The sequence below is a fragment of the Fusibacillus kribbianus genome (assembly GCF_030053595.1).
GTDB classification, from domain to species: Bacteria; Bacillota; Clostridia; order Lachnospirales; family Lachnospiraceae; genus Lientehia; species Lientehia kribbiana.
Window position 1 is genome coordinate 76,765 of the sequence record NZ_JASGBQ010000004.1, and the last position, 12,523, is coordinate 89,287.

At 48.8% G+C, this 12,523-nt stretch carries 13 protein-coding genes; 1 reads left to right on the plus strand and 12 read right to left on the minus strand.

What is annotated here, in order from left to right:
- Positions 1 to 19: 19 nt before the first annotated feature.
- Positions 20 to 1,015 carry a phosphate acetyltransferase gene (gene pta / locus QJ036_RS04330; RefSeq protein WP_283230219.1) on the minus strand — a complete coding sequence of 332 codons (996 nt, stop codon included), beginning with the start codon at positions 1,013 to 1,015 and terminating at the stop codon, positions 20 to 22.
- A gap of 193 nt (positions 1,016 to 1,208) precedes the next feature.
- Between pta and QJ036_RS04335 the strand changes: the two genes are divergently transcribed.
- On the plus strand, positions 1,209 to 2,495 hold the full coding sequence (locus QJ036_RS04335; RefSeq protein ID WP_283230220.1) for a nucleotidyltransferase: 1,287 nt from the start codon (positions 1,209 to 1,211) through the stop codon (positions 2,493 to 2,495).
- A 32-nt stretch (positions 2,496 to 2,527) separates the two neighbouring features.
- Here QJ036_RS04335 and QJ036_RS04340 read toward each other — a convergent pair whose 3' ends face one another.
- The 11 genes from QJ036_RS04340 to QJ036_RS04390 form a co-directional block, all read right to left on the minus strand.
- Positions 2,528 to 3,421 carry a helix-turn-helix domain-containing protein gene (locus QJ036_RS04340; protein ID WP_283230221.1) on the minus strand — a complete coding sequence of 298 codons (894 nt, stop codon included), beginning with the start codon at positions 3,419 to 3,421 and terminating at the stop codon, positions 2,528 to 2,530.
- Positions 3,422 to 3,689: 268 nt separating this feature from the next.
- Positions 3,690 to 4,193: an L-2-amino-thiazoline-4-carboxylic acid hydrolase gene (locus QJ036_RS04345; RefSeq protein ID WP_283230222.1), complete on the minus strand. Its 504-nt coding sequence runs from the start codon at positions 4,191 to 4,193 to the stop codon at positions 3,690 to 3,692.
- A 30-nt stretch (positions 4,194 to 4,223) separates the two neighbouring features.
- On the minus strand, positions 4,224 to 4,934 hold the full coding sequence (locus tag QJ036_RS04350) for an ABC transporter ATP-binding protein (protein ID WP_283230224.1): 711 nt from the start codon (positions 4,932 to 4,934) through the stop codon (positions 4,224 to 4,226).
- The gene (locus QJ036_RS04355; protein WP_283230225.1) at positions 4,921 to 5,697 is read right to left on the minus strand and encodes an ABC transporter ATP-binding protein; all 777 of its coding nucleotides are present in this window, start codon (positions 5,695 to 5,697) and stop codon (positions 4,921 to 4,923) included. The genes QJ036_RS04350 and QJ036_RS04355 overlap by 14 nt, the downstream gene beginning before the upstream one ends.
- Positions 5,675 to 6,673, minus strand: a complete 999-nt coding sequence (locus QJ036_RS04360) for a branched-chain amino acid ABC transporter permease (protein ID WP_283230226.1) — start codon at positions 6,671 to 6,673, stop codon at positions 5,675 to 5,677. Before QJ036_RS04360 ends, QJ036_RS04355 begins: the two co-directional genes overlap by 23 nt.
- Positions 6,674 to 6,688: 15 nt before the next feature.
- A complete protein-coding gene (locus QJ036_RS04365; RefSeq protein WP_283230227.1) occupies positions 6,689 to 7,564 on the minus strand; it encodes a branched-chain amino acid ABC transporter permease in 876 nt (291 codons plus the stop codon).
- A 22-nt stretch (positions 7,565 to 7,586) separates the two neighbouring features.
- Positions 7,587 to 8,831 carry an ABC transporter substrate-binding protein gene (locus QJ036_RS04370; RefSeq protein WP_283230228.1) on the minus strand — a complete coding sequence of 415 codons (1,245 nt, stop codon included), beginning with the start codon at positions 8,829 to 8,831 and terminating at the stop codon, positions 7,587 to 7,589.
- A 331-nt stretch (positions 8,832 to 9,162) separates the two neighbouring features.
- The gene (locus QJ036_RS04375) at positions 9,163 to 9,954 is read right to left on the minus strand and encodes an SDR family NAD(P)-dependent oxidoreductase (RefSeq protein ID WP_283230229.1); all 792 of its coding nucleotides are present in this window, start codon (positions 9,952 to 9,954) and stop codon (positions 9,163 to 9,165) included.
- 80 nt (positions 9,955 to 10,034) lie between these two features.
- A complete protein-coding gene (locus QJ036_RS04380; protein WP_283230230.1) occupies positions 10,035 to 11,399 on the minus strand; it encodes a PFL family protein in 1,365 nt (454 codons plus the stop codon).
- A gap of 11 nt (positions 11,400 to 11,410) precedes the next feature.
- Positions 11,411 to 11,683 (minus strand): ACT domain-containing protein, encoded by a 273-nt coding sequence (locus tag QJ036_RS04385; RefSeq protein ID WP_283230231.1) that lies wholly within the window; start codon positions 11,681 to 11,683, stop codon positions 11,411 to 11,413.
- 22 nt (positions 11,684 to 11,705) lie between these two features.
- The gene (locus QJ036_RS04390; protein WP_283230232.1) at positions 11,706 to 12,503 is read right to left on the minus strand and encodes an MBL fold metallo-hydrolase; all 798 of its coding nucleotides are present in this window, start codon (positions 12,501 to 12,503) and stop codon (positions 11,706 to 11,708) included.
- Positions 12,504 to 12,523 lie beyond the last annotated feature (20 nt).

Consider the following 12,523-nt stretch of genomic DNA (forward strand, 5'->3'; position numbering starts at 1 on the left):
TGATTTGTCAATAACTATCTTATCTTCCCTGTGCCTGTACTGCAGTGATGGCAACAACGCCGACGATATCCTCAGCAAAGCAGCCTCTGGACAGATCGTTTACAGGGAGAGACAGACCCTGAAGCACGGGGCCGTAAGCGCCGGCCTTTGCAAGTCTCTGAACCAGCTTGTATCCGATATTTCCAGCTTCCAGGGAAGGGAATACCAGGGTGTTGGCATGTCCTGCAACAGGGCTTCCGGGAGCCTTGGAAGCACCTACGCTGGGAACGAGAGCTGCGTCAAGCTGAAGCTCGCCGTCCAGAGCCAGATCCGGGAATTTCTCCTTTGCGATCTTAACAGCCTCGGCAACCTTGGTCACATCGTCATGTTTTGCGCTGCCCTTGGAGGAATAGGAAAGCATAGCGACCTTCGGCTCTGCGCCTGTCAGCATCCGGAAGGATTCTGCAGAAAGTCCGGCAATCTCTGCCAGCTTAGCGGAATCCAGATCAGTATTTACTGCACAGTCAGCAAACACAAACAGGCCGTTCTCGCCCAGTTCACAGTTAGGAACTTCCATTAAGAAGAAACCGGAAACGCTGCTGATGCCGGGCTTTGTCTTTAACAGCTGAAGAGCGGGACGGATGGTGTTGCCTGTGGAATGGCAGGCGCCGGATACTGCACCGTCAGCGTCTCCGCATTTGCACATTAAGCAGGCATAGTACATATAATCCTTTTCCATCTGCTCCTTGGCCATTTCCGGAGTAACGCCTTTTTTGCTTCTGAGCTCAACGAACTTGTCTATGTATTTCTGTTTATTGGGGTCGTTGAAAGGATCCACGATGGTAGCGCCGCTGATGTCATAGCCCTTGCTGTTCTCAGCGATCTCTTCGGGAGTACCGATGATAATAAGATTTGCGATTCCCTCTTTTAAAATCTTCTCCGCCGCCTCAAAGGTTCTCTTGTCCATGGACTCGGGAAGGACGATCGTCTTTTTGTCCGCCTTTGCGCGTGCATAAACTTCATCAATGAATGCCATAATAAATAGCTCCTTTCGTATTTATAAATTGCATATTAATCTAATTAATTATTATAGCGCATCCTCTCCCAGTTCTCAAGCAGATTTCTGTACTTTTCGAGGTGCAAATTACCATCTTGCAGTGCATGCTTGCCTTTTTTTTCGTTCTGTTTTAAGATGAAAGAAAAGATCCGGAAAGGAAGCGAGGAAGTACATGAAGGTCGTCGGTTTAATTACAGAATATAATCCGTTTCACAACGGTCACCTGTACCACATGGAGCAGGCCCGGAAGCTCACCGGAGCCGATTACTGCATTGCCGTCATGAGCGGGCATTATGTCCAGCGGGGAGAGCCTGCATGTATGGATAAATATCTCCGGACCCAGATGGCCCTTTCCTCCGGCGCCGATCTGATTCTCGAGCTTCCCGTTGCCTTTGCCACCGGAAGCGCCGAATATTTCGCCGCGGGGGCCGTTTCCATTCTGGATAAGCTGGGTGTCGTGGACTGCCTCTGTTTCGGGAGTGAGTGTGGCGATCTTCCCCTTCTTTCCTCCGTGGCTTCCATTCTTTCCGATGAACCGGAAGACTTCTCTGCCCTTATCAAAGCTAATCTTTCCAACGGAGACAGCTATCCTGCCGCAAGGAGCCGTGCACTCACCACCTGGCTTTCCCAGGGTAAAGAGGGCCGTACACTCCCTTCGGAACAGGTTTCCGCTCTTCTCTCCTCTCCGAACAATATTCTGGGTATTGAATATATAAAAGCTCTGTCGCGGAGAAGCTCCTCCATAGAACCGGTAACCATAAAACGGACTTCCAATTACCTGTCCAAAGCGCTGTCTTCTCCCTTCTGCTCCGCATCGGCCATCCGGCATGTGTTTGAATCCAGAATCGATGAGTCCGCACCGCCTACCGCGCAGGCTTTGAAATCCATCCGCTCCTGTGTGCCGGAAGACACCTATCAACTAATGGCAGAAAACTTCTGTACCAGACTTCCGATCCTTGCCGACGATTTCTCTTCCATGCTGCTTTATAAGCTTCTGGCTTCCAGAAATGCCGATCTGACCGATTACGTGGATATCTCCGAGGATCTGGAGCGCCGCATTCGTAGCCGCCTGACCGGATTTACCAGCTTCAGCGATTTCATCGATGCGGTCAAATGCCGTCAGTATACAAGGACCAGGATCAGCCGGGCGCTTCTGCACCTTCTTTTAGACATCAAGACCACGGACATGGCTGCCTACCGGGCCGACGACTTTGTATCCTACGCAAGGATCCTTGGGTTTAGGAAATCCGCGGAACCACTGCTGAAACAGATCAAAGCAAACAGCCGGATCCCTCTGATCACCAAGGTAGCCGACGCAGAAAAAAGGCTGGGAGCTACCGCCTTTGATATGTTAAATCAGGAGGTCTTCGCTTCCAACCTTTATCAGTCTGTTGTCTATCAGAAATATGGCTGCCGGATAAAAAATGAATATACGTACGGAATTATCATAAAACCGTAAGCCAGGCATCCGCAGGTTTTCAGAGTTCCGGCTCATTCCTCCGTTTTTCTGATCACCTTGGGAATCCCCGCACCCCGGTCCTGCTTATAGGTTTTTCTGTACTCGGTGGGAGACATGCCGGTATTCTTCTTAAACAGGGCGCTGAAATACAGCGGATTGTCATAGCCGATCTGCTTGGCCACCTCTGCCACCGGATAGTGAGTATTCACCAGCAGATAGCGGGCGATCTCGATCCGTTTCTTGATCAGATAGTCAATGGGCGACATCCCCATATCCTTCTTAAACTGATGGCTGATATAGGATTTGCTGATAAAGGATGCCTCCGACAGAGTATCCAGATTGATGGCCTGATGGTAATTTTTGTCAATATATTCCTTAATAAAATGGCTGTAACTTCTGGCATCGGACTTATTCTTTTCCATCTGAGAATTGAACTGCCAGATGCGGAGCACCTGAATGGCGATCACATTGGCCAGAGCCGATACTGCAGGCATATAAAGGACTTCCGGGTTTGCAGTCTCCCGCATCAGCTCCTGAAAATAAAACTGAAGCTGCTTTTTATAAGGACCGGAAGAAAAAACCGGCGTATTATCCGGCATCAGCGTATTCAGCGGGAAGGGCGGATAGGAAAAATCTGTGATTCCCAGAAAGAAGAATTCAAAATCCTCCCCGTTGTGATGCCTGGTAGCATTGGACACAAAAGGATTAAATATAGCAATATCACCCTCTCTCATTTCGTATTCCTGATCCTCAACCAGGACACTCCCGCACCCATCAATACAAAAAAGAATCTCCGCGCATTCATGAAAATGAGAGGCACATCCCCAATCCTTTTCCTTTCTCATATGACCGTTATATGTCACAGTAGGACCGCAGTTAAATGCAGCCCCATTGTTCTCATCAAAGATATTCTTTTTAAATGCCATACTTTCCCTCCCTGGTCACCAAATAACACTAGAGTTACATTTTTTGCATGACTTTCACTCTGATTTTATACACTTTTCACAAATATCTTTATCTAATCATATCAGTCTCCTCATTTTTTGTCAAGTCTGGACGAAAAAAGTCTTACCCAGGCTTTTATCAGTAGAACTCCACAGACGCTTATCCTTTCTGTACAAAAAACGAGACACAGGAACGAATTCCCATGTCTCGCATAAAATCTTTCTGTAACTCCTGAAAAAGAGTCAAAAATTATTTCTTTCTGGTGAAGCAAAGGTCGCAGCAGTCATCGCCTTCTGCAATCTTCTTGGTCAGAGCGAATTCGCAATCCATATCTCTTGCGAACTGTCTGTCACCTTCCATTGCAATGTCACAGAATAAAGCGCAGTCTTCATCAGAGAAGCCCAGCTTTCTCCATGCATTGAGAAGAGGACAGTAATGCATTTCAACGTGCATTACATCATCGGTGATCTCCACAGTCTTATTCTCGAAGGTGATGGGCTCTGCAACGAACTGAGCGCCGAATTCCTTCATGCTCATGGGATCGGTCATCTTGTCCTTGAAGTTCTCATTGATCTGGAAGCATCCGCAGCGATTGATGGCAGCGCGGCCAACCTTCTCCATGTCTCCGCCGGCCTTTCTTACTTCGTCAAGAATAAGAGCCATCCAGTATGCGCGGTGCTCAATGCAGGCACGCTTTGCTTCTACTACGGGATCACCAGTGTGTACAGGTTTGTTTTCATTGTACTTTGCCATGATACGTTACTCCTTTTTCTAATACCTTTATTACTTACTTCCGAGATAAGCCTTTCTTACCTCGTCATTGTTCTGCATTTCCTTTGCGTCGCCGTGGAACTTCACGGTACCAACCTCAAGAACATAGCATCTGTCTGCGATCTTGAGAGCCATATTCGCATTCTGCTCTACCAGCAGGATCGTTGTTCCCTGTTTGTGGATCTCCTTGATCAGGCTGAAGATTTCCAGCACCAGATTGGGAGCAAGACCCATGGAGGGCTCATCCAGCATAAGCAGCTTCGGTTTGTTCATCAGAGCACGGCCGATGGCCAGCATCTGCTGCTCGCCGCCGGACAGGGTACCTGCCTGCTGCTTCTTACGTTCTACCAGTCTGGGGAACAGATCATAAACATAATCAAAGGAATCTGCGATCTCTTTTTTATCCTTGCGGCAGTAAGCCCCAAGTCTTAAGTTATCCTCAACTGAAAGCTCAGGAAAAACTTCACGTCCCTCAGGACATAAGGTAACTCCCATTTTTACAATCTGAGGCGCAGACATACGGGTTAAGTCATGTCCGTCAAATACAATCTTACTTCCTGAAGCGGCCTTTAACACGCCTGCAATCGTCAGAAGAGTGGTCGACTTTCCGGCTCCGTTGCTTCCGATAAGCGTAACCAGCTCTCCGTCGTTGACGTCAAAGTCAATGCCCTTCAGAGCATGGATATTTCCATAATATGTGTTCATCGAATCAATCGTCAGCATCGTCTTCACTCTTTCCTAAATAAGCTTCGATTACCGTCTGGTTATTGGCAATTTCCTCAGGCAGGCCGTCTGCAATCATTCTGCCGTGGTCGAGAACATAGATCCTGTCGGAAATGTTCATAACCACGCTCATATCATGCTCGATCAGAATGATCGTAAAGCCCTTTGCCTGGAGGCCTTTGATAAATTCCAGAAGTTCTGCGGACTCCTGAGGATTCATACCTGCTGCAGGCTCATCGAGAAGAAGGAGCTTTGCACCTGTTGCGATGGCACGGGCAATCTCCAGCTTTCTCTGCTCGCCGTAAGGCAGGTTTCCGGCATAGGTATGAATATACTTGCCGAAGCCCAGGGAATCAAGAACCTCAAGGGCCTTCTCATGGGCCGCCTTCTCATATTTTCTGAACCGGGGAGTACGGAAAATCAGGTCAAAGGTGTTGTACTTGGTATTCTGATGGAAACCGATCATAACATTCTCAATGGTCCGCATGTTCTTGAACAGACGAATGTTCTGGAAGGTTCTCGCGATACCTGCATTTACAATGTGCTGTACCTTCTTATTCTGAATTTCCTCTCCGTTGAATACAATCTTACCCTCTGTAACCGTATATACACCGGTAAGGAGGTTGAAAATCGTTGTTTTACCTGCACCGTTGGGGCCGATGATGCTGACAATCTCGCCCTCTTCCACATGGAAGTCGACATTGCTTACAGCTGCCAGGCCGCCGAACTGCTTCGATACATTACTTACTTCCAGCAGCGCCATCCGGCTCACCTCCCCCTTCTTTGTTAACCTTTACATACCTGGGAAATACATAAGGCCGCTTGCTGTGGCCGCCCAGGAGACCATCGGTACGGAATACCATCATTACGATCAGAATCAGACCGTATACGATGAATCGATACTCTGCCAGGAAACGGAACACCTCCGGGAAGGCTACCAGGATTCCGGCACCGACAACCATCCCCTTGATGGAACCTCTTCCGCCGAAGATCACGATACTTAAGATCATCATTGACACATCGGAATGGAAGGAGTTTGCATCCACATAGCCGGACAGATGAGCATATAAAGCGCCGCAGCAGCCTGCCAGTGCAGTTGAGATGGTAAATGCCAGTCTCTTGTAATGGCTCAGCTCGATTCCCATTAAGGAAGATGCAAGCGGGTCATCCTGAATTGCCCGGAGCGTACGTCCCAGCTTGGAACGCTCGATGGCCACACAGAGAAGAACCATCAGCACCAGGAAAGCCAGACAGAGATAATACATACCATTGTTTGTGGTCTTTAAGGTCATACCGAATAATTCCGGCTTTGCAATATTCTGCAGGCCGTATGTACCATGGGTCAGGGATTCCCAGTTGACGATGAGAACCTTGACGATCTCACCAAAACCCATGGTAATGATCGCCAGATAGGTACCGGAAAGCTTCATAGTCGGCAAACTGAAGATCCAGCCGATGAAACCGGTAAATACGATGGCACAAAGGCAGGTCAGCAGGAAGTTCCATCCGAAGTGCTCGGACAGAAGGCCGGAAGTATAGGCACCAATGGCATAAAATGCTGCATGGCCCAGGGAAACCTGTCCCATATAACCTGTAACAATGTTCAGGCTCAGGGCCAGCATGGAATAAATGAAAATCAGGCTGATAATCCTCTGCATATATCTGCTGAGTCCAACCGCCGGAAGAGCGAGCAGGGCAACAAGGAGAACAAGCCAGAAAATTTTATCTCTCTTATCCATGTTTCACTCCTCCAATTATACTTTAGAAATCTTCGCTTTACCGAACAAACCGTTGGGCCTGATGATCAGGATGATGAACAGCAGGATAAATGCAACGGCATCACGGTAAGCGCCAGATAAAAATGCTACAGTCAAGCTCTCGGCCAGGCCAAGGATAATGCCGCCGATCGCAGCACCAAAAAGGGAACCGATACCGCCAAGCACGGATGCGGAGAAGCCCTTCAGACCGATCATGGCACCCATGGTAGGGTAAACCGTCTGATAGTAGCTTGCAAGCAGCAGAGCTGCAATTACTGCAGACATACCGCTTAAGAAGAAAGTAACACTGATAACGCCCTTCGCATTGATACCCATAAGGTCTGCAGCTCTGGAGTTCTGCTCTACTGCTCTCATGGCAAGACCTACTTTTGTCTTATTGATCAGAAGTGTCAGGCCAAGGAGAAGGATAACCGATACTACCAGAATATAAACCTGTGAAAACTGGAATTTTACATTGCCGATCTGGATCATCTTGTTTCCGAACAGTGCCGGGAAGGATTTGATCTCAGTACCGAAAATGATCTGAAGAGCATTGGTGAGGATCTGGGAAAAACCGATGGTGGTAACCAGGGCGGCAATCCCTGGCGCCTTCTTCTTTCGAAGAGTCGCCAGGATTGACCTGTCATATACTACCAGCAGCCCGCCGGTGAAAACAATACTCAAAATAACCGCAGGGAGCGTTCCCAGATTCCAGGTAACAAACATCAGAATCATATGGGCACCAACGGCGTAGATTGCACCGTGGGCCATGTTAATCATTTTTAAGATACCGAACACAAGGGAATAACCTACAGCAATCAGTGCATAAATCAATCCCATGGTCAGGCCGTTGACTAAGTATTGGACAGTCATTTCTTGCCTCCCGTCCTTTTTTTTACAGACCAGCTACAAAGTCATCCCAAATCTGAAGCTTCTGATCAGATTCAACGAACTTGCCGTCCTTAACAACATACCAAACCTGAGTCTTAACAGCATCGCCGATCTCATCGTATTTGATGGTACCGGTAACGCCTTCGAAGGTCATGTTGTAAAGCTCATCCTTGATTGCTTCTCTGTCAGCGCTGCCGACATTCTCGATAGCCTGGATAACCATCTTTACGTTCTCATAGGTCTGAGCGGACATGTTCTCGGGAACCTTGCCGTCTGCATATTCCTTGTAAGCATCTACATAAGCCTTAACAACGGGATCGGTGCTGTCTGCGTTCATACCGCCGGGGAACTGGATACCCTCTGCAGCCTCACCTGCCAGATTAATCAGCTCGGTGGTGTAAGAAGAACCTACGGAGATCAGAAGACCATCCTGGTTGATCTGACGATACTGCTTAGCGAAGGGCCCTAAAGAACCATACATACCAAGAACAACAACACAGTCACAGCCTGCCTCTTCAAACTTGGTGATGTTGGAGCTGTAGTCGGTGGTGCCGTCTACGAATTCCTCTGTAGCAACCAGCTCTGCATCAACCTTATCCTTGATCTGCTCCCAGCCAAGCATAAAGTTCTTCTCAGCACTCTCGCCCCAGTCTGTCTTTAACTTAAGAACACCGATCTTCTTAGCGCCGCTTCTAATAGCAATCTGCAGGCAGTTGGTAGCCTCAACCTTCTGAGTTACGTTGTTTCTGAAGATGTAGTCACCGATGGAGGAGTAGTCTACATGAGAGGCAGAAGCACTCATCAGAACAACACCCGTCTCCTGGTAAATCGGAGCTGCGGTCATAGCAACACCGCTGGCGAAGTGACCAAATACAGCAACGATGTCATCATCACCTACGATCTTCTCTGCGATGGAACCTGCTTCCTCTGCGGAGTTCTTATCATCGAACTCTACATACTCAATCTGGCGTCCAAGTACACCGCCGGACTCGTTGCACTCTTTGATAGCGAGCTCGAAAGCATTCTTGAATAACAGACCATACTCTGCATTGTCACCGGTAAGAGGGCCGGAATAAGCGAATTTGATGGGGTCGCCGCTGTCTTCCTTCTTGTCGCCGCCATCATCCTTCTTAGCCTCGGTAGCTTCGGCCTTTTTGGTCTCGCCGCCATCCTCTTTCTTGCTGCCGCATCCTGCCAGGCAGGACATGGTCAGCACCAGTGCCAACAGTACTGCAATCCATTTCTTCATACTTTTTTCTCCTTTCCCTTATTAGAGCTTGTCTTTATTTTTTCGAATTTTAGTGACATTGCACAAAATTCGATAAGACACTTTATTATTTTATACCATTTTCACATCATCTTCCATATACTATCCTGCATAATATATGTAATATTTTCTGTTTTTCCGGTTAAAAAAGACGCATTTTGTCGCTTTTAACGATGCCATGCGTCTCTGCTGTCATTTCTGTACTGTCACATTATTTGCCGTAAACTTTTTTCTCTTAGGAAAGATAATACCATTGATTTCCTGCACTTTCAATAGAAATTTGAGCAGTTTTTATTCAATATTCTGCATCGTTTCAGGAATTCCAGGGCTTTACCCACGGAAGATCCGAGTCCTCCACCGTGTTCTTTCCTCCGTCCACGCTTACCACCGCTCCCGTCATATAACCGAACCGGTCACTGCACATGCAGACGATCACATCACCGATCTCCTCCGGCTTTCCGGCTCTGTGAAGGGGAATCATGGACATGGTATAATCGGTCTGTTCATAAATCGCCTTGGCAGAAAGCACCGTATCGATGATGCCCGGAGCAACCGCATTGACCCGGATCCCGTAAGGAGCCAGCTCCGATGCCGCTCCGATGGTCAGAAGATTCACACCGGCCTTGGCCGCTCCATAGGTCACCCGGTAGTCCACCGGCACCTTGGAAGAGAGAGAGGAAATACTCACGATCGCTCCGCTCTTCTGTGGGATCATATACTTGGAAGCCGCCTTGATTCCAAAGAAAACCGACGTCAGATTCTGATCCACGATAAAACGGAAGGTTTCCTCCGGCAGGGTGTGCAGAGGGCCATGTATGTTCCCTCCGGCACAGTTGACCCAGATATCGATCCTTCCGAACCGTTCCGCCACCCGGTCTGCAAAAGCCTCTGTCTGTGCGTATTCCATGCCATTCACCGACTCTGCCATCACATCGTCATATCCAGCCTCGGAAGCCCTTTTTACAAAAGCCTCCACCTTCTCCTCAGAGCGGCTGCAGACTGCGACCCTGCAGCCCTCTTCCAGAAAACGAAGTGCAGCAGCAGCACCGATTCCTGTTGTTCCACCAAATACAACCGCTACCTTGCCTTTGAGTCCTAAATCCATTGTTTACCTCCCCTGTTTCTTGTTTATAAAAAATTATCATGAAAGCCTGACGCTTCCTGCCGCCAGACTCACGAATCCGATCAGTTTTTGAAGCTGTGGATCGGCGCCGGGATCCGGCCGCCTCTCTCCACAAAGGCCGCGCAGGAATAGGGATTCACTGGCATAATCGGTGCATAGCCGAGAAGGCCGCCAAATTCCACCGTATCCCCCGCCGACTTGCCCACTGCCGGAATCAGACGGACAGCCGTGGTCTTCTGATTAACCATTCCAATGGCCGCCTCATCGGCGATAATGCCCGAAATCGTCTCGGCAGAGGTGTCTCCCGGTATGGCGATCATGTCGAGTCCCACAGAGCAGACACAGGTCATAGCTTCCAGTTTTTCAAGGGTCAGTGCGTTTCTGTTGACCGCATCGATCATGCCCTGGTCTTCACTGACCGGTATAAAGGCACCGGAAAGGCCTCCCACATAGGAGGATGCCATGACTCCCCCTTTCTTAACCTGATCATTCAGCAGTGCTAAAGCTGCAGTGGTTCCGGGTGCGCCTACGCTCTCAAGGCCGATCTCTTCCAGTATCTCCGCCACGCTGTCTCCCACCGCCGGAGTGGGCGCCAGAGACAGATCCACGATCCCGAAAGGAACGCCGAGACGCTCAGAAGCCTCCTGGGCCACCAGCTGTCCCACACGGGTCACCTTGAAGGCAGTTTTCTTTATGGTTTCACAGAGGATCTCAAAATTCTTTCCGCGCACCTTTTCCAGAGCTGTTTTCACAACGCCAGGTCCGCTGACCCCCACATTGATGATGGCATCAGCCTCCGTTACGCCGTGAAAAGCACCGGCCATAAACGGATTGTCATCGGGAGCATTGCAGAACACCACCAGCTTGGCGCAGCCCAGAGAATCTCTCTCCTTTGTCTCCTCCGCTGTTTCCTTGATCACCTGTCCCATGAGACGCACCGCATCCATGTTGATGCCGGTTTTTGTAGAGCCCACATTGACGGAGCTGCATACCCGCTCCGTGCAGGCCAGTGCTTTTGGAATGGAACGGATCAGCATCTCCTCTGCAGGAGTCATACCCTTGCTGACAAGCGCAGAATAACCGCCGATAAAATTGACACGTACCTCTTTGGCAGCCCGGTCCAGGGTCTTCGCCAGAGTCACAAAATCCTCGGGGCATTTGCAGGCAGCGCTCCCCACCAGAGAAATGGGTGTCACGGAAATCCGTTTATTTACAATGGGGATCCCGTATTTTACCTCGATCTCATGGCCCACATCCACCAGATCCTTTGCATAGGAGGTGATCTTTTCATAAACCTTCTCATTTACCCTGGAAAGATCGGAATCAATACAATCGAGAAGACTGATACCCATCGTAATCGTGCGGACATCCAGCTTCTCCTGCTCGATCATTTTATTTGTCTCATCTACTTCAAATCTGTTTATCATGGCCGGCCCTCTTAAATTCTGTGCATTTTATTGAAAATATCCTCATGCTGACAACGGATCTTCACACCGATCTCTTCTCCGATCTGATCCAGCTCCTCCACGATCTCTCCGAAGGGCTTATGCGACTGGCTGGCATCCACGATCATCATCATATTGAAATACCCCTGAAGAATCGTCTGGGAAATATCCTCGATGTTGATGCGGTTATTGGCCAGGTATGTACACACCTTTGCAATAATACCGACCGTATCCTTACCTACTACTGTGATAATCGTCTTTTTCATGTTCTTTCTCCTCGTCTTTATGTTAAATATAAATTATCTCCGACATAGTGCTTCTATCTGCCACAGCAATATCAAAATCATCTCCGCAGTAAGCATTCTCTCCCATTGTAACCTCCAGCCGTACAGTCTCATAGGCCAGATCCGCATAGTTGTTTTCCTTGGAAAGATGCCCGAGAAGCGCCTTTTTAAAGCCGTCATAGAGCAGTTCTCCCAGAAGTCTTCCTGCACATTCGTTGGAAAGATGACCTCTGTTTCCCATGATCCGCCGTTTCAGATAATAGGGATACGGCCCGGTCTCCAGCATGCGGATATCGTGATTGGCCTCCAGAAGAAGTGCGTCAAGCCCCAGAAGATGATTGATGGTATACTGACTGTAATTCCCCAGATCCGTCACCACCGCTGCCGATCCTCTGCTGCAGCCCACACGATAGGCACAGGGATTGGCCGCGTCATGGTCGATGGAAAAGGGAGAGATTCTCATATCCCCTATCTCAAATTCCACATCCGGAAAAATCTCCCTGTGAAGTCCTTCCGGCATATCACCGATATTTTTTGCGGACAGAATGCCCTCGTAGGTCTCCCTTGTAGTATAAACCGGTATTTCGTTTTTTCTTGAAAAAACGCCAAGGCCTCCGATATGATCCGAATGCTCATGGGTGATCAGAATACCGGAAAGCTCGTTTCCCCTGATTCCCAGTTGAGAAAGGCCCTGTTCGATCCGTTTGGCGGAAATCCCCGCATCGATCAGAAGATGGGTGGTCTCCGTACCTATATATATGCAGTTTCCGCTGCTTCCGCTGGCAATACTGACAAGCCGCATGTTCTCAGATCCTTACTTTT